Genomic DNA, 24,050 nt, shown 5'->3' on the forward strand with positions numbered 1-24,050 from the left:
TAGTTACCGGGGTAAACGTAAGCGCCGAGTATGGTCCACTGGGGGGCCGGCGCTGCTCCGACGCGGATTGCCCCCCAATCGGCGCTGGGTGTGTTCCTCGGCGTCAGCCTAGCCGGATCAACATGGCGGCGCGCTTGGCCCTCGTCAGGGCCACGTAAATGAGCTTGCGCCTGTCCAGCGTATCGTCGGTCGGTCCGAGGTAACTGCTCGGCGCGACGACAACGACGGCGTCGAACTCTAAGCCCTTCGCACGATGCATCGTCGCGACGCGCACGGCGTCGGGCGCATCGGAGTGGTTGTTCTGCGCCGAGATGGTGACGCACCTCACACCGGCTGACTGAAGCTGGTCCGCGACAGCGTCGCGGCCCTTCTCGCCTGCCGCGATGACGCAGATAGAGATCACATCACCGCCCACTTGGCCGCCCCTAAACCGCTCCACGAATCCGACAGCGTGGGCCGCAGCGGCCTCGAGGCCTTCAGCCGCGACCTCCAGCGGTGCAGGCCCGTGCGACAGAGACTTGTAGAGGCGGCTCTCATCGTGTCCGTCGTCGAGGTCGTCGATTTCGCACCCTTCCAATAGCGCCACTGCGCGGCGCCGGATCTCATCGGTCGTGCGATAGTTCAGGTACAGCTTCCGGGAGCGACCACGTATGTCGATCCCGCACTTGCTCATGGCTGCGCGGTGCCGGCTGTAGATACGCTGGTGTCCGTCGCCCACGAAGAACAGGTCGTTGGCTCCTTTCGCAATCATCGCCCGAAGAAGTTTCAGGGCCTGCGGCCCAAAGTCCTGGGTCTCATCGACAACGATTGCGCTGTAGGCTCCCTCTTCTACCTGCACCCCCGTCAGCAACTCGGCCACTTCGCGGTAGGCGTCGTCGACCTCCTTCAACTTGCGGGAGGCGAGCTGGCCACGATACTCCTCGAAAACCGGCCACACGGCGTCCCGTTTGGCGCGGCTTAACACCGCTGAACGGCCGGTTCGACGCGCCACCCGGTACTCGTCCAGTGTCGTGATACCCTGGGCAAGTATCACCTGCTCGAGTTCCTGCTCGTAGAAGTCGTCCGACAGGTCGAGCTTCGTTTCGCGTACGGCCATTGCGGCCTGCCAAGCCTGCAGCGTTGCCTCCTGCCTGCGGTCGTAGACGATGCGGTGCTCGAGCTTGCGTGCGCGCATGAACCCGTGCACCCACGCGTCCAAATTCTTCACTTCGATCTTGGCCAGCGCCTCCGCGCCGGACAGCGTCCTGAGGTTCTGCTCGATGTCGCCGGCCAAGTTACGGGTGAAGGTAGTGAACAGTACCTTCTTACCCTCGGGCGTCCTATGCTCGGCGAGCCACTTGGCGCGGTGCATCGCGAGGACCGTCTTACCGGTTCCTGCTCCGCCGAGCACGCGTACCGGACCGCTCCTATCACCGCGCGCCAGCTTGCGCTGGGTTGGGTGAAGGAAGACGCGCCACTGCGCGAGCGGCGCGTTCATGATGGCGAGCATCGCCTCGTCGTCCTCGACGACCACGAAGCGCGACATCGACTCGGGGGTTGTCAGCGCGGTCGCAAAGTCCGCCGGGTCCACAACGCGGTCGACGCGAGTCTCGCGGTCGCTCAGCACCTGGCTTACGGTATCACCCGCTGCCACGAGGAACAGGCCCTCATAAGCTTCGACGGGCAATCGCCCCTGCATGGCGTCGAGTTGCTCCTCGGAGACAACGGTCCGCACTGCCCCGAGGGAGTCCTCAGGGACCCCGAGTCCGAGGAGATCGCCGTCGCTAAGCTTTGCAAAGAGCGGCTCTGCGGGCGTGCCAGCCGCAGGCGACACACTCATCGGCGCCGGCTGAGCGACTATGTCGGGGATGCCAGCGGGCGCTCGTTCTGGCACGCTCTCGAGGATCACCAGCTGCATTGCGCCGGTCACAGGATTGACGGCTAGCTTGCGGTGCTCGGCCCAGCGATAGGCGTTGTCGTGGTGGTCAACGTAGAGCAGCACGTAGACGTCGCCGCTGTTCGGTTTGAACACGATCCCGCGCCAGTCGCGGTCGATCCGAACCGACTTCAGGTTCGGGTCGCGGGCGCCGTTGATTTTTTCATAGTTGATGCCTGGGCTGGTTGGGTCCGACTGGAACTGGACAGCCCACTTCATCACCTTCGATTGGATGCTGGCCGGAAGCTTCGCTAACTGCAACAGGAAGTCCTGGGAAAGGGCTACCTTGGGCTTGAGGGTCACGGCGTCAGTCCTCGTCGTTCTTCAGCGTCAATCCGAGGGCCGCGGAGGTCATCGTCTCCCAGGGTAGCCCCTCTCTTGTCCTCAGCGTATCGTTCAGCCGGACCACTCTCCACCCCGCCCGCTCCCAGTTCTCGGCGAGGTCGCCCTGGTCGGGCCGCAGCACCGCTAGCTTCTCGTCTGGCCAAGCCAGCTCGGCGTCTGCGGCGACGCGCCCCCTCTCGTCCGCCAACTCCATTCCCACCTCCGGTGGCGGCGCTCCCGCGAGGGCCAGCACTTGAAGGCCGTTTCTCAAAGCCCGTAGCGCCTGCTCTATGGCCTGCTGCCAGACAGCGCTGAGCGCGGGCTGCGCCGGAGGGCCCGCCGGCGCATTGGGCGCGCCGGCAGGGCCAGAGAAATGGTCGTAGTCGTGCCCGTCGAACCCGGACATCGTGGCAACGATGAAGCCCGGCAGGAACTGCATCGCGTTGGCGACCTGTAGCCATCGGCGCCAGCTGGCGTGGAGTGCCTCCTCGTCAGCCGCCACGGCCTCGTCAAGCACCGCGACGGCCGGCGCCACCCAAGGCCATGCGGCGGGCATCCCCTTCGCCAGCACCATTGGCCAGCTGCCGACCAAGGCAACAGGCCCGTTCGGCCGCGACATCATCGGTGCGTAACCGGTGCCAGGCTCGCGGATGTAAGGGGGGAGCTTTGGGAGGACCTGCGCGCGTTGGGCTTCGCATACGGCGCGGTCCTGCGAACTTGACGGGATCATGCGAAAGCCGAGCCCGGCAGCGTCGCGCTGCATAACGTCCAGCGAGTGGTCCCCGGTGGCCCCACCAGGGCCGATCGCCAGCCAATGCAGGAGGCGCGCAACCGCGTTCTGCGTGAACGCCTTCTCCTGCGGGCGGGGGATGCTGGCCGGTGCCCCTGCGCCGTCGTTCCTTGCCATCACCACCAGCGGGGACTCCAGGTCGGTAGTCAGGCTGCCGCCCAACGCTGCGGCAACGTCCTGGTGCGTTACCGACCAGACCCAGTACCGCGCGCTAGCGAGGATGGCGCTGCGCTTCAGCGCGTCCTCCCGCAGCTTGCCCTTGTGGTAAGCCCACCCGTCGCAGAAGATCGCAACTGGCCTGCGCCGGGAGCCGGCAGCCCAAGGCCAGAGGACGAAGTCCGGCTTGCTCGGCACGGACACGCCATCTTGGCCGCCGACCTCGACCTGCGGCTCGATGCGGTAGCGCTGACCGCCGACCTCCAGCACGTAGCCCGCCTTACCGTTTACGATGTCCTGCACAAGCTTGACGGGCGGAAGGCCGCCGACGCCGCCCAGCTTCTTCAGGCTCTGGACGAACCGCGCCTCGAGAACCGAGTCGAAATTCGGATTGATGTAGATGTCCGAGATCGTGTCGACCCGCACTAGGGAGCTCAGCGCCTCCAGCAGCTCGGACAGGACGGACTTAGCGGTCTCCCTGGAGACCAGCCCCATCTGTCTCCCAAGGCGATACTGGTAGAGGCAGCGATAGCAACCATCCTTCTCCGGGTCCTCGTTGCAGGAGCAGCCAGTAAGGGCCTCCAGGGCCATCCGTAGGACGTCACCCAGCGTCTTCGCGTCGTGCGCCAGCAGCTGGTGCAGGTAGCCTGTTCCGCCTGGAACGGAGTCGTAGAGCATCACGTAGTGCTTGCGGGGGCCGCCGTCCTTGCCCGGCTCGTCCTGCAGCACCATGCGGATGTGGTCGACCTTGCCGCCGAAGCGCCGCTTCAGGCCCAGCTGTACGGCGGCCATGAAGGACTGGACCACTTGGTCGTCTACGCCGAGCTTTGTGTAAGGTATAAGGATGCGCAGCGCCTCGGACTCGAACTCGCGGTAGAGGTAGAGGCATTCCAGAAGGTTGCCGGGATCGTCGGTCCCGTGTTTGACACAATCGAAGCTGTGGACATGGTCGGCCGCGCGGCCGCCGGAGCGGGCCGTCTTCTGGACTTTTCCGCAGTGCCGGCACAGCCTGAAGCCCGGACGCTCCGCCTTCCGGCCGGCGACCTTGAAGTCCACGCCGGGCCTCGCGAGCTCGCCGAAGTTGACGTCGCGGAACGCAGCGCGGGAAATGAACTCGAACCCGAACGGCGTGCCGCCCGTCGGTATCTGCCAGGCTTCCCGCACGTCGGTCGGAAGGAAGTCCGCCATTAACTGGCGGACGTAGTACTTGGGCTCCCGGTCCTCGCTGCTGTCGTCAATGCGCACCTCGGTATCGTTGCTGTTTGCGATCGCCTGGCGGAAGCGCAACAGGGTGCGCCTCTGCCCGCCGTCCGACCACATCGGATCGGCGCAGCGCGGACAGGTCGGGTGGATGTCCGGCTCGACTGCAAGGTTCTGCATGTGGTGGCAGCTCGGGCAGAAGCGCCAGTCCTCGGTCTTCGCCAGTGACATGTTCACCTGGTCGACCTCGACCCGTCGCTGGTTTGCGTAGAAGCGATTCTCGGGCGCGAACTCGGACAGCGCTGACTGCGCGGGCCGCTCGTACTTCTGCGCGGCCAGGGTGACGTAGGCGCCCGGCCCCGGCTCGTCGCTGCCTCGCTTCCTCCACAGCACCGATTTCAGCTGGATCCCGGCCTCGGGGAAAGCGTAGTTCGGTATGAGGCCGGCATCCGTGAGCGTGCCCAGCAGGTCGCGCCCGTTTATCTCCGCGATCAGTTGGAGCATCTTGTCGCGCTCGCGCTCCAGGCCCTCGATCTCCTTCTGGGTCGCCTCGTCCTGTGGCCTTTGCTGGGCCTTCGCCCTGGCTTTATCGAGCTCCTCCCTCTTCGCCTTGTAGGATCGGCGCTCCTCCACAAGTTCCTGCAGCACCTTAAGCAGGCGGGACCGCAGCCCGTCAGTTTCGCCCTGACCCTGCATGAAGTCCCAGAGGCGGCTACGCACGACGTCGCTGGCGTCGGGCCCGAGCAGACCGACGAACGCGTCAAAGAGCCGCTGCTCGTGCTTCAACACGTGGTCGGAGAAGAGGTACGGAAAACGGTCCTGCCTCGACTGGTCGACCGCGTCCAGCACGGGCGAGGTCTTCTCGGGAAGTGCCGCGGGGTTGCCCAGGGATGCGACCCAGTCGTCCATGCAGAAGGCGAACAGCTGGCGGCGCAACACCTCGGCGGCCTGGAGGAACACGCCCGGAGGCGCGACCTCGCCCACCATCATCTCCTCCGTCTCGGCGAAGAAGTAGAGGTCGTGCGGGCTGTTGCCGTCAGCCAGGGTGGTGCTCATCGCGTTGCCGTCGCGACGCCCTGCCCGGCCGACCCGCTGCAGGAAGCTGGCCTGGTTCGGCGGCACCGAGCACAGCAGCACCGACGACAGGTCGCCGATGTCCACGCCCATCTCCAGGGTGGGCGTCGCGGACAGCAGGTTCTCGTACCACGGCCTCGGCTGCCGGTCCTTGAAGCGCTGCTCGAGCGCCTCGCGCTCCTGCCGCTCCAGCAGGCCGGTGTGTTCCGCGGCGATCACGCGCCGGAGGTCCCCGCGGCTGAAGCGGCCTGCCCACCAGTCAGCAGCTCTGGGGATCAGCAATACGTACATTGCATCGACCGCGTCGAGGCAGGGAGCGCCTAATAGGCGCTCCGCGTCCTGCCTCGGGAGCGCGAGCTGACGCCTGCTACCCTCAGCGGCAACGAACGCTACGTCGGTATCGACCTCTAACGCCTCAGGGTTCAGTGCCAGCGTGTCCCCGAGGTGGTGTGCCGTGCGCACCAGGACGCCATCTTCTACAAGCTCTCGGAACGCCACGCGGTAAAGCTCCGCAGCCATCCCAGTCGCCATGAGCATCTGTCGGCCCAGGGCCGCCGCCGCCCACCTGTCGTACCACGTGGCACGGGTGTTGCCGGTGAGTTTGTCGAAGAAGCGATGCTGTCCAAGGGTGAGCAACACTGGGCGGGGCGTCTGCTCGCCCATCTTCGGCAGCCACTCGGCGCGGCCGGCCGACCTAGCAAAGCCAAAAACGTTCCCCTCGGCGGCGTACGTCCCCATCTCGGGATGCATGACGCCGCCCCGCTGCCGCATGTGCGCCAGGGTGCCCCAGAGCCACTGTGTCAGGACCCACAGTTCCAGACCCTGCGTCCCGAACTCCTCCCTGAACCGCGGAAGGAGCTTCTCGGCGACGGCCTCCACTCGCGCCCAGGGCACGGAGATTGTCACCTTGCCGATGCGCTCGAGCGTCCGCCCTCGTCGGCTCTGGTAAGTGAGGTCGCTGAACAGGTGCCAGAGCAGGCGCTTCTTCACCCTCTCGGGCAGCCGCGAGTTCTGGGGGAGCTGCCCGTGCTTCAGCAACCCTTCAGCCCAGTCGCGCTGCCAGGTCATGTCGGGCGCCAGGAACTCAGCGATCAGCGTCTCGGCGGGCAGGTTGAGCACCGAGCCCGGCTCGCCGAAGCGCCTTTCCACGAGAAGAAGAAACTCCGACCAGGGTATGCGGGACACCTGCAACTCATCAAGCACACGCGCCCAGGCGGTGCGGACGTTGTTCTGCCAGGTACGGGCTCCGAAGAAGCCGGCTCGGTGGGCGGCATCCTGCACGGAGTCCGAAAAGGCGATCAGTTTCTTGTCGTCGTTGAAGACGCTGGCCCAGCTCGCCTCCACCACCTGCGCGCCGAGCGTCGCACTCCGGGCGCCGAGCAGCAGCAACTCACCGCGCTCGCCGCAGCCGGGGCAGGTGTCGTCATGTCGGGTGAACTGCGCATTACCGGAGACCTGCGTCCGCTGCGCAGTCACTCGAAATACGGGCGCCACTTCGTGATGTGCGCAGGCGATGCAGGCCGCGTCGCCCGGCTGCACATTTCCGCAGGACACGCAGGCGTACTGGCTGATGCCCGCCACCTGTGAACGACCCACGCTGGTGGCCGGGTAAAGACGCGCTGCCTCAGGCCGACGACCAAACCAGGTGTTGTAGATTTCGTCGAGGTCTGTGGAGAGCTTGTTGCTGCCCTGGACAATCCGGGAGAGCCAACCTGTCGTGCGGCACTGCCTGCACTGCACCATTGGGAGGTAGACCCCGTCGCGGGCGCCCGGCAGGTCGCGCTCACTGCACAGGCGCACCTCCGCCGGATCCTTCGACAGCTTTGTTACCATACGACGGAGCTCGCGGACCCAGAGTTGCACGCGCAGCGTCACCAGGGGCTGGTTGCCGTCACGACGTGCCCAGGCGACCAGCACCAGCAGGGCGTCCACCACGCGCACTACTTGCTCGGTCGTGGCCGTGGGCATGCTCCGCGAGAAGGCGTCCGTGAGCGCGGCGTAGCTCACCACCCCGCCCTTCGTGACGCGCAGTAAGTTGACGAAGAGCTGGTGGCGCTTCAGCACTTCGCCTAGGACCCTGCGCCAGTCGTCGTGGAGCGTTTCGGTCTCGGCGGCCGGCTGCGCCAGCTCCGGGAAGAATAAACCGAACCAGGTACGGACGGCCGTCTGCGGCAACGCGTACTGCGTAGGTTCCAACGCGGCGTCGAGTTCTGGCCGCCAAATGAACATGTGGTCCACGGTCGCGTCGCCAAGGAAGGCGTCCACCGACAGGCGGCTCTCGGTGATCACCGCCTCGCGCGGGAACGGTACACCGAACACCTGTCGCGCATACTCGCGCAGCGGCTCGGTATTCGAAGCTCCACCCAACGTGGCGGAGGTGCCGCAACAAATCAGCTGGCCCCCGTCCATCTTCAGCCGCGCGCGCAGGCGCCGCAGCAGCAGCGCGAGGTCCGTTCCCTGCGCGCCGTCGAAGGTGTGCAGTTCGTCCACCACGACGTAGCGCAGTGTCGCCGGCCCGTTATGCGCCCAGAGCGGCTGGTCTCTCGGCCGCATCATTAGGTAATCGAGCATCTTGTAATTGGTCAGCAGCACGTCAGGCGGGTGCTTCCGCAGCGTCTCGCGGTCAGTGATCACACCCGTCGGCGTCATCACCATGCCCTGACCCGGCTTGCCGGCGTTGCCACCCACGTACAGGCCGACGCGCAGGCCGGCGAAGGCGGGCACCTTTGCCACCAGCTCCGCGATGCGTCGCGCCTGGTCGCTGGCAAGCGCGTTCATGGGGTAGATGACCAGCGCCTTGATTCCGGCCTCGCCCGCGGCGCGGGCGCGCCCGCAGTGGTCGAGGAGGGGAAAGAGGAAGCACTCCGTCTTGCCGCTGCCCGTGCCGGTGGCCACCAGCGTGCTGGCGCCAAGGTGCCGGCTGGAGAGGCGCAGCCACGCCTGTTCCTGGTGGCTGAAGGCGGGGTGCTCGGTCGCGAAGTTCTGGAAGAAGCCGCGTTTGGCAGTGCCCGTTGCGAAGGGCAGGCCCAACTGGACATAGGGACCCTTCAGCCAGGCGGCCTCGTCTTCCGCAAAGCGGGTCATCAGCCCGTGCAGGAAGGCGTCGGCGGGCTCGAAGCCAGCGACGAGGAACTGCTTCAATCCCGTGCGGATGTCGCGTGCGAGTAGCGACGGAAGCATGCGGTCCCCCTTCAGTCAGCTTTGCTGCGCTTGGAAGAAGGCCCAGGCGGTACGGTAGTCCGCCTCCCGGTCGGCGCGGGTGAAGGGCGCGACGTAGCTACGCTCCACCGTGCGCGGGCCGTCAGGCAGCGTGTCGTCGGCCACCCATTGAGTGACGATCGTGCCGTCAGGCACAAGGAATTCATCGTCTCTGTGCAGATCCTCCCAGCCGAAATTGCCTTCGCGGGCCCTGCCGTGCGGCGTGCGGATGCGTGTCCGCGGCGTCGTGCGACTGCCTTTGCGTGGCAGACCAATGCCGACGAGGCCCTTGCTGTTAGTGAAGACGATGCGGCCCTCGATGTCATACCAAGTGTCGCGCTCATACTGCTGCATAACCGGAAACTGCACGCGATAGATCAGCAGCAACTCGTCCAACGCGAGGCCAAGCGCCTGAGCTACAAGCACATCAATTTCGACTAGCGCCATACGGCGCGCGTAGTCGGCGCGCAGCGCGCAGCGACGCGTCCAGGTGCTGGTCAGATTGGACCAGAACTCTTGTGGCAACCGAGGATTGGAGGGCTGAGTCCAGCTTAATTCGGTGAAAGGAAGATCAAAAACCGACTCCCATATGTCACTGTATCGGGTCGTAAGGCAGTTTAAAGCCAGAGCCCGGGCTACCACTGCAGGATCCCAAGAAATTGGTATGGGCAACTGACCGACGAGGGTGGAATTTGCGTGCCCCATGCCGGTAGATTTCACACGGTAATCAGTCACGACCGAATGTGACCACGCCAAAGCAGCACAAAGATCCCGCGGATTTCGAAACGCATGCGCAAGAACAGTGTTGACGTGCGCGCCTCCGGGCGCCACCAGCGCGCTGATATACGTCCGCTCGTTGGACGATACGATCATTTCACGGTTTACCATTCTGTAGTAGCTCGTGACGGGCCTTCTTTGACCATCTTTCGTGTCTCGCCAGGTGACGCGCGGAATGCGAGCCACGTAGGTCGCGCGGTCTTGCATCGGCCTGTAGTTCGTCCGTGCCATATAATCGTCGGGAAGGTCCAAAAGGTCGATTGCAGTGTAAGCGCCCCGAGTATTTGATATTCGGTCTGGCGTCTTGCTAAACGGATTTGCCACGTAGAAATGAGGGCCACTCATTACTAAATCTTGAAGGCATTCAGGAAATCCTACATCTCCGGCAGCTCTCCGCACAATAGTACCATCTTTCTGACTGCCTGTTTCGTTCCAAAATTCTGTAGAAAACCAATCTTGGCCCAGATCAGATATGCGACGAGGCCAAAGCGCAAGCTTAGCCATAACGCTGCTCAGACTCTGCGCATGCAACCCTGGCAAGCGCGCATGACGCGCTGGAATATCCGGTGAACCGTAGAGCTGAGCAAACACCGCCAGTGCTTCGTCGTTCACGCGGACTATACGTTTGGCGTGACCTACCGTGTTCCAAGCCCCAGCAGCGTCCCGAATGCCTCCGACTTCGCCTGTTCCATCGTGCTGAAAGCAAGCATCGACCGTTTTCGGTGTGAAGAGATTAGAGATATGGTCAAAGTCTACTTCAGCACGTGGCGGACCGTAAATGTGCAAGCCGAAGCGTAGGCGGCCATGATCGTTCGTGCCCACGAAGAGCTGCAACTCATTCTGAAACTGAAAATGCGCCCGCAATCTCGGATAGAGCGCCGCGCGGAGATTCCCGCCTTTCGGGTCGTCGTAAGGTCCCTCGGGATGCAGCAGTCCAGAGATGCCGTGTTGAGAATTCAGACTCCAAGCTAGCGGCATAAAGCATTTGTAAAGATTCGCTTTCATTCCTTGAAGAAGTGAGTAGTTCTGCACCGCGTTTAGAAAGCTTTGCGTCCCCTCCGCTTCCTCCAGTTCGGACGTCCATGCCTCGCGCAGCCCTGCGTGACAATGGAAAGCCTGGGCACGTAGCTTCGCTAGCTCGGAGGCGCTGACGTTCCGGATGGCAAATACTGGATCAGCCTCGCCGAGCACTCCCGCCTCGTTCCAGGCGACCTTCAACCATGGCGGGTTACCAAGAACGAGGTCGAAGCCGGCCCGATGGATCAGCACATCCGCAAAACAGAGCTCCCAATGCATGAAGCGACGCGCCGCGGCGATCGCTTCCACCTGCTTGACCCTCGGTAAGTGCTCTCGCATGCGGCTGATGCGCAGCTGACCGAAGCGGTCGTGCAGACGCGGCGGCTCAGTGACATGGCGTAGCGGCAGTTGGGTCTCGAGACCGGCAAGGGTGCCCTGGCGCTCGGGCACCAGCAGCGGGCCAGGGTTCTGCAGCAGTGGTTGGAGATCGAACTCCTGCTGCGGCGCGACGTCCACGACGTTGCCTTCCAGGATCGCGCCGACTTCCAACCACCAAGCCTCGCGGCTCGGCAGTTCAGCGCTCGCGGTGATCGGCCAGAACCACAGCGCGCACCAGTAATCCATCACCAGCTTCAGCCGGCGAAAGGGCGTGGCCAGGTCGCCATCCTCGTTTAGCAGTCCCTGGCGCCGGATATCCTCCTTTTGCGCGCGGGTAAGCACGGGATGCGCTTGGTCCTGCGACTTCTTGGTGTGCGGCCAGATATCCAGCGCGTCCTCGGTGCGGGCGCGGTCGCGGGCGAGCGCGTTGATGTGCTCCTCCCACAGCTCCTCCACCCTAGAGCTGAGCTGCTGCAGCCGGGCTATCTCGTACGACTGCAGCGGCGCTGTGAAGGCGCGGCGCCACGCCTTCAGCTGCTCGAAGTGCTCCGGATAAAGCTTCTTCGCGTCCTTGTCGGTATAGTCGGCCATGCCGGGGTCGGGCAGCAGGAAATGCCAAATCTCGTCGGCATTACGCGGCGCATCGGCAGTGACGCGGCGGGGCGGCCCCTCGTGCCAGGCCGGCTTGGCGCCCCGCGTCAGGCTGCTCGCGTCGTAGACCTGCCGGCGCGCGCCGATCAGGCTGTTACCGGTAAAGAGCTGGTAGCCGAACCAGGGCACGCGCGCGGCCAGCGGGCGACCCTCGCCGTCGGTCTCGCCGTAGATGGCGTTGAGCCATATGGACACCTCCGCCAGCTCCACCGCGACGGGGTTGAGGTCCACACCGAACACGTTCCGGGCGGCGAGGACCATGCGGACCTTCTGTAGTTCTTGCGCGAAGTCCTCATGCGGAACGCGGCGACGCAGCTCCTGCTGCTTGCGCTCGAGATAGGCGTCGGCCAGCTGGTTGACTGCCTCGTTAATGAAGGCAGCGCTGCCCATGGCGGGCTCGCAGACCGTCAGAGTCAGGATGTCGTCGGCCTTCCGCACGCGCTCGCTGTTGAGCAGTTCTTTCAGCGCGTACTTCACCAAGCACTGGGTCAGCACCTGAGGGGTGTAGTAGCTGGCGCTTTTCTCCCGGTCGCGGCCGGCGAGGCGGTAAATAAAGCTACCCTTATCGTGCTTCCTCAGCTTTTGGTGCCCGTTCTCGTCCAGGTCATAGACGCGCTCTTCTTCCCTGAATTCCTTGAGCCGGCGGGCTGGGACGAACCAAGCGTTCTCCAGCTTGTCGTCACCGTTCTGGCCCACCCGGCCGCGGCGAGAGGAGGGGGTGTCCTTGGCCTCGCCCTCCTCGTCGTCGCTCTCTGCTCCTTCCTCGCTCTCGTCCTCGCCGGTGGCTCGCCCCTTCTTTGGCGCGGGCTTCACCTCGTAAAGGTCCTCGGCTGCGAAGAAGCCGCGGTAGCTCAGTAGGGCCTCGTACACCGCGCCCAGCTGGTTGATGGAGAGCAACTGGTAGCTCACGCGGCCGCTGCGACGCCCCCGACCCTGGCCGCGGCTCAGCGACATCAGGCGGATCACGCGCTGCCACACATGGTTCGGAAAGCGCACCTTGTTGAGCAGCGGCAGGGCGGTGTCGTCGAACAGCCTGCTGTCGAGCGGCGCTAGAGCAAAGGTGTCCTTGGCGCCAGCCACGGAAGCGGCGAGCTGCTGGTTCGCCACTGTGAAACCACAGCCCCGGGATACAAGCGTAAACAGACGGCGCAGCGTCGCATCAAAGAAGAAGCCATCGTGCGCCTGTGGCGAGCTCAGCGGTTGAAGTTCCAGGTCGCGCAGGCTCTCCAGACTGTAGCCTTTGAGGTAGACCTCGCTCTTGCGGATGGGCACGTAGCCCAGTTCTGGCCGCGCCTCGATGTAGAACATGAAGAGCAGCCGGTAGACCATGCGGAGGCATTCGAGGCTGAGGTCCGAAGGGTCCAGCTGGTCCTTTCCGCTGAAGAAGCCCTTCTTTGCTTCCGCCGCCTTCTGGCGAAGCTGGACGGCGGCCTCGTTGCCGAGAAGCTCGATCGCCTCGCGCAGCGCGTACTTCAGGTCCTCGCTAACGCCGAAGGCATGCTTGTGCGCGTTCTCGTCCAGGCTCTCGAGGAGGCTGTTGCCCTCGCCCGGGGTCAGGCAGTCCTTGTGCAGCAAGGCCGCGCAGGCCTTGAGGGTGTCGGAATCCTTGCGGTCGAGGATCTCGGCCCAGTCGAAGCGTAGTGCGCGGTTGTTGGGCCACTTGTAGCGGTCCAGCAGCAGCCATTGGTCGAGGCCAACAAGAAGCACGTAGCGAGGCGGGTGCTCGGCACCGAAGACCGCGTCCGAAAGCAGTTCTGCCCAGGGCTCGCCCTGCAAAGGCTGTGGTACCGCCTCGCCGGCGTAGTGAAGGGGCCTCAGCTCCTGGTCAAGCAGGTCCGAATCCTCAGCCCCCGGCTGATAGGCGGGGATGACGGCGAGGCGCGGGACCTGCAGGCGCCAGAACGGCACTGGAGATCCCGGGACCAGCTCGTGCGGGGTCGGCAGAGCCGTGGGGGCGGCGTAGCCGAGCGCCTGTAGCAGGCCGGCCTGCAGTTGCGAAAAGACGTCCCAGCGCTCTGCGCTGTCGCGCGCGCGCTGGATCTGGCCACGCAGGCTGAACCATTTCTGCGCCCAGGATTGCAGGCGCTTGAAAGGGGCTCGGTGTGCGTCATCCCCGGGGTGCTCCGCCTCGGCGGCCTCCCAGGCGTCGAGGCGCGCCTTGATGTCGCCCTTCAGGACCTCAGCCAGGTAGTGGTGGCTGTAGAACTCGTTCTCGTTGGTGATGCCAGCGAAGGTGTGGACGGCTTCGAGGACGGGCATGGTCAGGCTGTCGCCTTCAGCGTGTTGGGATGAGCAACGGCCGCGAGCACCTGGATCCAGGGCTGCGGTTCCGTGGTGAGGGTGTCGTTCACCCATTGGCGGTACTCGTCAAAAACGCGGTTGATCTGCCGGCTCCGATGCTCGAAGCGACCCCGCTTGACCGTCTCGAGCTGTCGGTCGAGCTCCAGGCTCAGCTGCTCGATCTGCCGACCCTGCAGGCGCTTAAGGTCCCGGAGAGTGCCTTGGAGCCGCTCGTTCAGGCTCTCCGCAAACGCCCTCTGCTCCTTGACCATGTACGCACGCATCGCCTTCACGGCCAGCGGTAGGGCCCGCTGCATGCCATCCATGACGCGCTCCAGGCCGGGCGCCTCGCCAGGGTTGGGCAGCTTCCCGGCCTTGATGCCAGCGCGAGCCACGAAACCCTCGAAGGGCTCGAGTGCGAACCCGCCATCCGGGTCGGCGCCGATGCGTCGCGTGGCGACGCGCCAGTTCACAAGGAGCGGCTGTCCCTTCCGGTTCGGCACGAGGCTCATCAGGATGAAAGCCTGCTCATCCGGGTCCAGCCGGGGGCTCAGAAGGAGCGGCGCGCGGTGGCGGCCAAACTGCGTGAGCACCCGGTCGCCGAGCCACTCCATGATCGGGTGCTGAGGCCAGAGGTAGTGCAGCTGCGGCCAGGTATCCTCCTCGGCTCGCGCTTGGCGCGCCGTCTCGATTGCGGCGGCCATCCGCTGGCGGTCGGCGCAGAGCGAATAGTAGTCGTTCTTGTCCTGAGCCTCGCGGGGTAGCTGGCGGAGCCGATCCTGGAGGTCGCGCGGGGCGGTGATGGTGATGAGGCGCTCCGCGTCGCGCGACTCCCACTGGCACACCGCTCCCCGCTGGTTCAGCTGGCTGAGGGCAGTCTTTGCATAGTGGTAGTCGTCCTCGAACAGGGACGCCGGCTCATCGATCTGCGCTAAGCTGTTGACCGATGCAGGCCCGGGCGCGTTGTCGGCCCCCGCGCCGCCACCGAACAGCTGCATGAGGAAGTCGCCCTCGTTGTCGCCGACGCGTGCTGCCGCATCGTCGAGCATCTGCTCGACTCGCTCGGGCGCGAGGCTATCAGCCATGAAGCCGCTGACCTTCTCGGCTTCCTTATCCGGGTCGAACACGTTGAGGAAGGCGGAGGGGTCACCCAAGTTCAGGTTGGCCTGGTCGTCCTTCCTTTGCAGGATCTCGAGGATACGCAGGTCTCCGCGGACGCGTTCGTTCTGCGTCTCGGTGAAAAGGTAGACGATCTGTGGCTGGAGCTTCTGACCGTAGCGGTCCACCCGACCGTTGCGCTGCTGGAAGACCATGAGGGACCAGGGCAGGTCGAAGTGTACTAGCCGGTGGCAGAAGTAGTGCAGGTTCAGGCCCTCGCTGGCCACGTCGGAGCACAACAGCACGCGGATAGGGTCTTCGAGGCGGCCGAATCGCTCGACGAGCTGCTGCTGCTCGGTGTCCGCCAGCCCGCCGTGCAGGACCTCCAGTTGGCCCCGCCCGAGCTGCAAATCCTTCGTCAGCTGCTGCTGGAGCCACTTCAGCGTCTCTATGCGCTCCGAAAAGATGACGAGGCGATCGTGGGCTTCGTCCAGTTGCCAGCCGAACTCCGCTGACTGAAGGGTTCGCAGGAGCCGTTGGTATCTGGTGAAGGCACCGGACGACGAGACCTCGGTCAAGGCGACGAGTGCGGCGCGGAGAGCATCCAGTCCCTCCAACTCCGTCCGCTCGTCGTCGGTCGCGTCTTTTTTGGCGCTGAGCAAATCGATGCGGCGGCGCGTAGACTCGAGGGCGGCTGCCGGGCTGGAGAACAGCGCCTTCTGGAGGCCGACGCGTTGCAGCTCCTGTTGGCGTCCCGCCCTGTGTCGGCCGTTCTGGGTAAACGCCACGCCGAGCAGCGCACAGTACGCTGCCTCCTCCAGCGTGGAGGCTGCCTCACGCAGACAGGTCGTCTGCCGCTCCTGGAAATCGGCTTCAACCTGGTCACGGATGTCCTTCTTAAAGCGCCGGATCACCAGTCCCTTGCTGCTGAAGTCGTCGGGCCTGTAGTCGTCCGGGTCGGAAATCGCGGTCGGGTCGAGCAAGCTCATTAGGGACGCGAAGCTTCGCGCAGAGCCGTCGTGCGGCGTGGCCGACAGCAGGATGAGCGTGTCCGAGCGGGCGGACAGCAGCTTGGCGAGGCGGGCGCGACGCGACAGGCCGGACTCGCCGGCGCGCGCCGCGACGTTGTGGCACTCGTCGATGACGATGACGTCCCACCAGGCGTTCTCGAGATAGTTGCGGTACTCGAGGTTGCTCTTGAGCGTGTCGACCGAGATGATGCTCCGATCAAAGTAGTTGAAGGGGTTGTGGTTGGCTGGGATCCGGTTGCGCATCCTCGCCAGGCCTACGGAGTCCAACCGCACCAGGGGGATGGAGAAGCGGCTCCACCACTCCTTCTGAAACTGAGTGAGCATCGCCTTCTGCGTGACCACCAGGATGCGCTTGCCGCGGCCGCGTTGGATCAGCTCGGTAGCGAGAATGCCAGCCTCCAACGTCTTGCCGAGGCCCACGGCGTCAGCGATCAGGATGCGCGCGCGCGGCTGGCGTAGGGACTGCAGGGCTGGGTCGAGCTGGTAGGGCACCAGGTTCATCACCCCTCGGTGTCCGAGGTGGATCCTGGCGTCGTTGGCGACGCTGCGGCGCCGCATGCTCTCGAGGTAGAGGACAGTCGCGTTGTAGGTGGAGCTCGCGTCGGGCACCAACTCGGTTTTGGCTGGGTCGAGAACCTCGACGTCATCCTCCAGAGTGGTCAGGAAGAGGGGGGAGTGGCCCCGTACAAGGTCGGAGACGCCGTCGCAGCTCAGCAGCCAGCCGCCGTCGGCGGCTGGGTCGACACGTCGGATGAGCCACTCCTCGTCGCGGATGACGACGCGAGAGCCGGGCGCGTAGGGCAGCAACATGACGTCCTAGGTTTGCTGTTTTAGGGGGCAGCTAAATTCCGAGGTGCCCACATTCAGGTGGTGGCCTTGGCTGGACCACCGCCTTTCCCGCCTTGGTCTCTGATGAGGGTCGCCTCGCACCCGCGAAGCAGGCGCACGGAGGTCCTCCGTCTTCATGGACACGAGCGGACCGCGCAGGCAAAGCCTCGCCGCACTCGCTGCCGTCAGGCCCGATGTGGTCCCGCACACGCCCCCCCTCGCAGAGCCTGCACCGTTCCCCTGACGGTGCGAACAACTATATAACGTAATCTCCTAACAGGCGCACCTCGGAGCAGCGGGCCGCTGACCGCCTCTGCTACCCTCGTGCGCGGCCACCCCTCGCTACCCCCTGTCGAAGCGATTGCGGCGAGCCGTCGGTGCAGCGGCGTTAAGAGCATCTTGCTCTGTCGCCAGGCTCATGCGGGGGCACCGAGGCGGACGAGGCGCTGGAGGTTGTAGGTAAGTCCGCGAAGTAGCGCCTGGACGCGCTGCGTCGGATCTAGCTTGGCGGTGAGCGCCTCGCCATGGCATCGCTTCACAACGGACATGACGGTCTCCACCTTCCACCTTTGACGGTAAGCGACGCGATCGGCTTCGACGTCTGGCTTGCCGAGCCGCCGGACCATCTCCTGCCGCAGCGGCGTGGTTGCGACCACGCGGGCCGAGCGCCTCTTCTTGGCCGGGATCAGGCTGTCGACGCCGAGACCTTCGCGGCAGTGGCGGTGGTTGGCTTCGCTATCATAGCCTGCGTCTGCCAGGAGCTGCTCGAAGGGCATGCGGCTGGCCGCCGCGCTCGCCAGAGGCGGCAGGTCGGTGAAGTCGCCGCACGGGCCCGGCCTGACCCGCTGCGCCAACAGGATCTGGGGCGCGACCCACATGGCGAAGGCCCATTTCAGCCAGCCGCGCTGGCCCCGGTGCCGCTTCGCGCGCCACTCAAAGTAGCGGGACGTGTGTGCGAGGAAGAGACCGGTAGAGTCGAGCGCGATCTGGGACGCGCGCTCAGTACCCCCACGGGCGCGGCGGACGGTTTCATTCAGGGCCGCATCCAGCAGATCGGGGCCGGCATGCCGGCGGGCGAACCGCCATACCGTCGCATGGTCCGGGACAGCTCGGAGGCCGAGAAGGCGGCGGAGTTGGTCCGAGAGGCGGAGAAGATCCTCCAGGCCACGGTAGGTCAGCCGCAACCTCTCCCGCAGCAGGAGCAGGGCGAACAGGGACGCTGGCGCGTAGGTCGGGGTGGCGAAGCGGCTCGGGGTGGGGGCTACGCGGCGCGCCACCGTCACCGCGAGCTGGGCAAAACGGAGCAGTTCATTGTCCATGATCCCCAAAGTGGGGCTTCAAGCCTTATCCTGCCCGGATAGGCTCGCGACAGAGCAAGATGCTCTAAGCCAGTCTGGAGGCACCAGGCGGTGAAGTGGCGCCAGTCGCCGGCATAAACGCGACAGGTCTCGGCGGCATCGGCGCGGGCGATGTAACCGAGGGCGCCGCGCAGGGCCTGTTCGCCCTTCGGCGTCGGCCGCTCCGCAACGGCCGCCGTCGCCCCGACCAGGTCCGCGCCCACCGCGCCCTACCCTTCCCTACCGCCGGGTCGAGGCCTTCCAGTGGGACGTCGAGGCCAAGCCGGTCGGCGATCGCCTTGAGCGCCGTGACGTCGCCCTCGTGCCATTGCCAGCGGGTCAGCAGGCGGACCACCTCGACCGAGGGCAGGCCGGTTGAGGCGTCAATCGCCGCCGGTGTGGTGATGGCACGGTCCTCGAGATAGGTGTTGATGCTGTAGCGTAGGCGGATGGCCTGTAGCCGGCTCCGCCTGATGATCCTTCCTCGTGGCCTCTGGCATGCCCCTGCCGTGTTGTGCGCCACGCGTCCGGCCGGTGAGCAGCCTAACCCCTTCGGTAGCTGTTTCCACTTGCGATAATACTCTTTCCCGCAAAGTAGCCCGGGGCGCCACAATTCTGGAAAACCGCGGCGGGAAAGCCGTCTGCCCGGATCTGGAAAGGCGGAGCCGAATGGCCGAGCTACTCGATCGCTACCGCCGGGGTGCAAACGCGGAGCGGCGGTCACTGCCGCACCGATTCGCAGTCTAGGCTGGACTTTGGGAGGAGATGGCAGGCCCGCCGTCCCCAGTTTCGCCTGAACTCTGGAAGGGATAGGCTGATCTTTGGTAGGAGGCACAAAAATCGCCATCCATAATGCATCAATGGCTTATTGAGGATATCTACAGGACTTTGGTAGTCCATACTAGGTAAGAGACTAATAACTCTAGCTAGGCCTACCAAAGTCCAGCCTGCTTGGCGCCGCCGGTTCTGGTAGAAGCAACAAAGGCTCATGAGAGGAGTCGGGAGCCGATGGGCACCGTCCACCAACTCCTGCTCGATCTGGGCAAGGAAGGCGCGCTGAAGGCCGATGTAGACCGTCCGGTCATCGAGGCAGCAGCAGCCTATCTGACGGCCGAGGACAACGAAACCGGCTATCTCTACTCCGGTTGGGCGCAGGCAGCCTTGCCGCACAAACGCCTAGCTGACGATGCGCTGTGGCAGGTGAAAAACGACCGGGTGACGCTTGTGGTGCAGCCCGGCGTCCGCGTGGTCGAAGACGGCCCGCCGGTCTATGTGGGCGTGCCTTACGGCTCGCGGGCCCGTCTGATCCTGCTCTATCTGCAGTCAGAAGCGCTTCGCACCGGCTCGCGGGAAATCGAACTGGGCCGGTCACTCCATGCGTGGCTGCGGCGGCTCTCCATTCCCATTGGCGGCAAATCGATGCGCGACGTGCGCGACCAGGCCGAGCGCATCAGCCGGTGTCGCATGTCCTTCGAGATCAAGCAGGGCGCACGCACGGGGCTCGCCAACCAGCTAATTCTCGATAGCGCTATGTTCGAAGAGGACGGCGGGAAAAAAGGTTTGCAGTTCATCGAAACCGCCACGTTATCGCAAACCTTCTTTGAGCAACTAAAAAAGCATCCCGTACCGGTCGAAGAAGCTGCTGTCCGGCAGCTTGCCAACAACTCGATGGCACTGGATGTCTATTGCTGGTTGGCCTACCGACTTCACTCACTGACTAGCCCGACGCCGGTTTCATGGCGGGCGCTCTATGCGCAGTTCGGCCAGGGGTACGGGCGGATAGACAACTTCTGCCGTAAGTTCCGGGGTATCCTGCATCTGGCGCTAGCGGTGTACCCAGAGGCACAGGTAAAGGTGGAAGAACGCGGCGTCCTACTGAATCCCAGTCGCCCGCCGGTGGTCGGGAAAGGACCACGCCTGGCACTGGTGCCCACGCGCTCCCTGCTCAAGCTCTAGCCGTCCGGCTCCTCCCAAAGTCCAGCCCCACCGCAACCGTCTCCTAGCAGAGAAGTAGACTTTCCGCCGTGCGGCCTTGGCGCGGCTCCGAGGATCAGGAGGCGTCGATGGCCGTGCTCAGCATCCTTGTCACGCTAGCCTTACTTCTGTTCGGCCTGCTGAGCCTCGCCTCTCCTTGGGCGTCAGAGGAGGATGTCATCACGTTGCCGGACGGGCACACAGGCCCGGGTGCGCCGCCCGCACGGATCGGACAGCAGATTTGCCGGGGGCGGCGGCGCCTGTTATCAGAAGCCCCTTCCCCCGCCTGAAATCGGTAAAGAATAGGCCAAGACGTAAAGTCTACTCCCCGCCTTGTAGAGAAGCCTCATTGCCCTCTCGGGCAGATTTCCGCCTTGCCGTGCTTGGCGAACAAGTCGTTGAAGGCCTCCGCGATCAGGTCGTGCATCGTCCGATCCAGCTCATTGGCCAGCCCCTTCAGCTGTCGCCGGACCTCCTTGGGGAAATGTGCGGTGATCGGGGCCGTCCCGTCGCGGCTGGGCTGGCGATAGGGTTGCTCGGCGGCCTCAGCCCGCTCCTGCCCGGCGCTCGATACCAGCGGCGGCTCGGACCGGCGGCGGGTACTCCCGGCCTGCTCGGCGAGGGCGGCGGCAAGATCGGCCTTCTTCACGTGGTGGCTTCCCTACAATGCGCGGAGTAGACTTCTATAAGAGGAGAAAACCCGGCTTGGCTCAAGCGGAGGCCTTCGCCTTGGCGCGTTTGCTCGTCTCCGGCTTGGCGGATTGGCTTGAAGCTTGATTGCCAACAAGGCGCATAATCTCCAAGTAGACTTGTCTTACTTCCTCCGACGCGCGGCTTTTGCCGTCAAGTTCGAGGACGGACAGGCCGAGCGCCCCGGCGTCACCGAAGGCAGCCCGCTGACCGATGGTGTGAGCGCTCACGGCCACGCCCAAGTTCTCGATCGCCTGCCGTGCCTGTTCATGGCGACTGCCCTGTGCCGGTACGGCAGTCAGGACAGCGATCATGGGCGAAGCGTCCTTGCCGGTCCGCGCCGTGGCGACCAGCTCCAACGTATTGGGAATAGTTTCCAAATCGTACATTTGGGGACGGCAGGGCAGTACGATCACGTCGGCCAGCTTGGCGGCCGCCAGCGCCGCGTCCGCGGAACGGGGAGGCGTGTCGATCACGGCGAGCTGGATACCCCCTTCCTGCGCTTTCTGCAGGGCGTTCGCCAAGCGGGCGGGCTGGGCATCGATGACAATTGGGGATTCCGCCTTTCGCCGGTCGCCCCATTTGCAGGCGGTCGCCTGCGGGTCGAGGTCGATCAGCAGGGTCTCTTTGCCCGCCTCGACCCCGGCACAAGCCAGGGAGATCGAGAGGGTCGTTTTCAACGCGCCTCCCTTTTGCGACAGCAGCGCCACAGTGATCATGAGTATACTTGTCTCCTTGGCTCGCTGGAGCATATCAGCCTTGGTGCACACTCTTAATTTCGGCTTGGTTCGTCAACGGAAAAGGAGCGGTGGAGGCGTGGTGCCAAGTAGACTTGTCGGCAAGCAGGGGTAGGGCGCCATCCTTGGACGGCGGTCCGTTCGTGCCTGCCAGGCAGCGCCCCGGATACTGTTTGCACACGTGGTGACTCAGATCATACGCCGGCTCATCAACCTTGTGGTTCTGTCAGCGTCGGTGCACTACGTCAGTCTCTCACGCTCCATAACCGCCCTTCCAGAGCTGGAGCAGTGACCTTGATTAGCAGTGCAGATCTACGAGAAGAGCTTATTGAACAGCTCCGGTTGGGCGTCGAGAAGGCGGCGAGCCATTTGGTTGGCGTAGAACATGTCGGGGCTCGCCTGCACGGGCAAGACGATCTCTGTATAGTCGGGCGCGTCCTTATTGAGGGTGAAGGTGACGAGCCCGACACCATGAATACTGCAGAGCGCCTTCAAGCGACCAAGATCATCTTCGCTGGTAGTACCCGGAACCACGATATAGCTCTTGTGAGAGAATAGCCGGTAAGCCACGGCCTGACCGAAGGCGACAACCGGCTGATTTGGATCGATCTTGATCTCCGCCGAGACGATCTGCGGTTCGAACTTAAGCAGGTCCTGTGTGCGGGGTTTGAGGATGCCGAGCACGTCGGGCGTGCCCCACTTGCCCTTTAGCACGCTGCCGCCGAGGGCGACCGCCACATTCACTGCCTCGGCGCCGACCGCGAGCCATTCGGCAAAACTGTCGTAGAAGTCCGACTCCAGGTAGGTGACCTTGCCGTGGCTAGAGGTCTGCACCTGCACCGGCTGGCTGGCGGAGGCTTGGTCCTGGGCGAGGGCGGGCGCCGCCTGGGCATCCTGATACTTCGTTAGCTGGTATGTTCCGCGAGCGACCTTGGTGATGCCAGGGGCTCCGCTGTTGAAGAGCGCCACGAGGGCGCCCTGAACGGAGTTCATCGGCGTTTCAGGGTCGGCGCTATGGATTTGCTTCAAGATGTCAGCCCAGCGAAGGCCCTGCGGCGCGTCTTCCAGCAACTCCCGAGCCTTAGCCTGAATCTGCTGCCGGTTGAGTTTCGCCAACGATGCCTCCGACCTTTGCGGCAGAGTGATTGCATGTGCGGCGAGTGATCGTCCAGAAGGGTTCCGCCCAGCAACTACGCTGCTTTCGAGCCGTCTCTGGCCGCCGTGAGGCCACCGCGCTGGTCGTGTTGCCTCTGGCTTCGCCCGTGTCTCCCGCACGCCGGCCCCGCGCCGCGGCTGGCCGTGGACTCTGAGGCGACTCTGGCCTTTCTGCTCGCCATCCTGGGCTAGCAGGCAGCACCCCTCTCCTCCGATAAGGCCGCTTTTGGGATCGGCGCCTCGCACTCGGCTCGGCCCCTAATACGCAATCCCGGCCTTTCTCTCGTGTTTCAAGGGGTGCCTGATTTACAGCAGGGCTGGCCCAAGTCGCTGAGAAAGGAAGACTTTCGACGATTGCGGCAAGCTCCTACTCACTTGCGGTAAGCGGGCCTTATCGCATGTGTGGACGTCCCCTGCGGGTCAAGGCGCATTTGCAACGCTGGCACCGAGAGCACGACTGCGGTCATATGTCCGGCCTTGTATGCAGCCGGCCTGGCCGCGGGCCCTGATGAGATGCGCAGAACGAGGAGCACTCGGGTAAGCGCGCTCGGGGGGCGCACTGCGATAAATGGTCTGTCTCGTCACCGGCTCACCGGTTTCTCGCTGTCATCGTCGCTTCAGCACCTTGGCCCTCGCCAACGCGGCACCCTGAACGCGAAATAAGATGATCTTTCATGTCAGTTTCGATACGTAAGGCATTGTGCCGGCCGAGCCTCACTATTGTTGGGCCGATGTCTCGCACTAGCCTATGCAGCAATGCCGACCTGCCCCCGCCTTCCGCCCGCCGCATTCCCCGACCCAACCGCGGCGACGGCTGGAACACATTGGCCGACATCGAGGTCTGAGGTGGCTCCCATCGGTCGGACAGTTTGACGGCCTGGATAAGCTCGGTCCTGGTTGTCGTCAGGCCGCCAACTTCGTCACCTCGTTTGCCGCGTAGGCCTCGTCGGGGGTCTGCCCCGCCAAGGCGCTATGGGGACGTCCGGCATTGTACAACTCGACGGCTGAACGCCCACAGGACCACAGAACGGAGGCTGTTGTATCCGTGGCATCCCTGGAGCGGTCTCTCGGTCCACGTCCATGAGGTGACCGAGAGAGGACGCGGCACTGCGTTGCGGTGCAGCCTCGATGGGGATGCTGGCCGATGCCTTGAGGTACCGGCCTGGATGTTCGAGCTAGAGGCGTGCGTGCCGCTGCGCCTCGCATCCCAGCCGCAGGTCGGGGTTGGTGCGCTTTCCGCGCTGCAGCATTTGCTGGCGGAGGTCTCGGGCTGCAGGTCAATGGATGCCTCTGCCTTGCCTGCGGAGGGAGACTTCCCCGACCTGAATCGGGGAGAGGTCCATGCGACGCCACCGAGACCGCTGCCGGGGGACACCAGGGAGCCGGGTTCCACAACCCGATCTGTTCGCCCTGCCTCGGGTAGCAAGCGGCCTGGCCAGG

Annotated in this window: 9 protein-coding genes; 1 reads left to right on the forward strand and 8 read right to left on the reverse strand. The window is 64.5% G+C overall.

All coding sequences use genetic code 11. From position 1 onward, the window contains the following. Positions 1–103: 103 nt before the first annotated feature. From EP26_RS21270 to EP26_RS21290, 5 genes are all read right to left on the reverse strand, one after another. Positions 104–2,218 carry a UvrD-helicase domain-containing protein gene (locus EP26_RS21270; protein WP_043341661.1) on the reverse strand — a complete coding sequence of 705 codons (2,115 nt, stop codon included), beginning with the start codon at positions 2,216–2,218 and terminating at the stop codon, positions 104–106. A gap of 4 nt (positions 2,219–2,222) precedes the next feature. Next, on the reverse strand, positions 2,223–8,639 hold the full coding sequence (locus tag EP26_RS21275; protein WP_043341662.1) for a DEAD/DEAH box helicase: 6,417 nt from the start codon (positions 8,637–8,639) through the stop codon (positions 2,223–2,225). A gap of 15 nt (positions 8,640–8,654) precedes the next feature. Next, on the reverse strand, positions 8,655–13,739 hold the full coding sequence (locus EP26_RS21280) for a DNA methyltransferase family protein (RefSeq protein ID WP_043341664.1): 5,085 nt from the start codon (positions 13,737–13,739) through the stop codon (positions 8,655–8,657). Positions 13,740–13,741: 2 nt separating this feature from the next. Then, positions 13,742–16,699 carry a DEAD/DEAH box helicase gene (locus tag EP26_RS21285; protein ID WP_043341666.1) on the reverse strand — a complete coding sequence of 986 codons (2,958 nt, stop codon included), beginning with the start codon at positions 16,697–16,699 and terminating at the stop codon, positions 13,742–13,744. Between the two features lie 434 nt (positions 16,700–17,133). After that, complete coding sequence (locus tag EP26_RS21290; RefSeq protein ID WP_043341668.1) at positions 17,134–18,036, reverse strand: transposase; 903 nt, start codon at positions 18,034–18,036, stop codon at positions 17,134–17,136. Positions 18,037–19,062: 1,026 nt separating this feature from the next. On the opposite strand from EP26_RS21290, the gene EP26_RS21295 reads away from it, so the two are divergent. Next, entirely contained in the window at positions 19,063–20,010 is a 948-nt protein-coding gene (locus EP26_RS21295) for a replication protein RepA (protein ID WP_043341669.1), read from the forward strand. A 364-nt stretch (positions 20,011–20,374) separates the two neighbouring features. Here the strand turns inward: EP26_RS21295 and EP26_RS21300 are convergent, their stop codons facing one another. The 3 genes from EP26_RS21300 to EP26_RS21310 all read right to left on the reverse strand — a co-directional run bounded on the left by EP26_RS21300 (position 20,375) and on the right by EP26_RS21310 (position 22,571). Continuing rightward, a complete protein-coding gene (locus EP26_RS21300) occupies positions 20,375–20,677 on the reverse strand; it encodes a ribbon-helix-helix domain-containing protein (RefSeq protein ID WP_043341670.1) in 303 nt (100 codons plus the stop codon). A 61-nt stretch (positions 20,678–20,738) separates the two neighbouring features. After that, positions 20,739–21,437, reverse strand: a complete 699-nt coding sequence (locus EP26_RS21305) for an AAA family ATPase (protein ID WP_052389469.1) — start codon at positions 21,435–21,437, stop codon at positions 20,739–20,741. A gap of 330 nt (positions 21,438–21,767) precedes the next feature. Continuing rightward, a complete protein-coding gene (locus EP26_RS21310) occupies positions 21,768–22,571 on the reverse strand; it encodes a hypothetical protein (protein ID WP_043341671.1) in 804 nt (267 codons plus the stop codon). Positions 22,572–24,050: the final 1,479 nt, after the last annotated feature.

Source organism: Belnapia moabensis DSM 16746, assembly GCF_000745835.1.
In the GTDB taxonomy this organism is placed as follows: Bacteria; Pseudomonadota; Alphaproteobacteria; order Acetobacterales; family Acetobacteraceae; genus Belnapia; species Belnapia moabensis.

Bases quoted from the DNA above. Each gene is read 5' to 3' on its own strand.
- EP26_RS21295 (WP_043341669.1), top strand. From the start codon at position 19,063: ATGGGCACCGTCCACCAACTCCTGCTCGATCTGGGCAAGGAAGGCGCG.
- EP26_RS21290 (WP_043341668.1), bottom strand. From the start codon at position 18,036: ATGGACAATGAACTGCTCCGTTTTGCCCAGCTCGCGGTGACGGTGGCG.
- EP26_RS21285 (WP_043341666.1), bottom strand. From the start codon at position 16,699: ATGTTGCTGCCCTACGCGCCCGGCTCTCGCGTCGTCATCCGCGACGAG.
- EP26_RS21280 (WP_043341664.1), bottom strand. From the start codon at position 13,739: ATGCCCGTCCTCGAAGCCGTCCACACCTTCGCTGGCATCACCAACGAG.
- EP26_RS21275 (WP_043341662.1), bottom strand. From the start codon at position 8,639: ATGCTTCCGTCGCTACTCGCACGCGACATCCGCACGGGATTGAAGCAG.
- EP26_RS21305 (WP_052389469.1), bottom strand. From the start codon at position 21,437: ATGATCACTGTGGCGCTGCTGTCGCAAAAGGGAGGCGCGTTGAAAACG.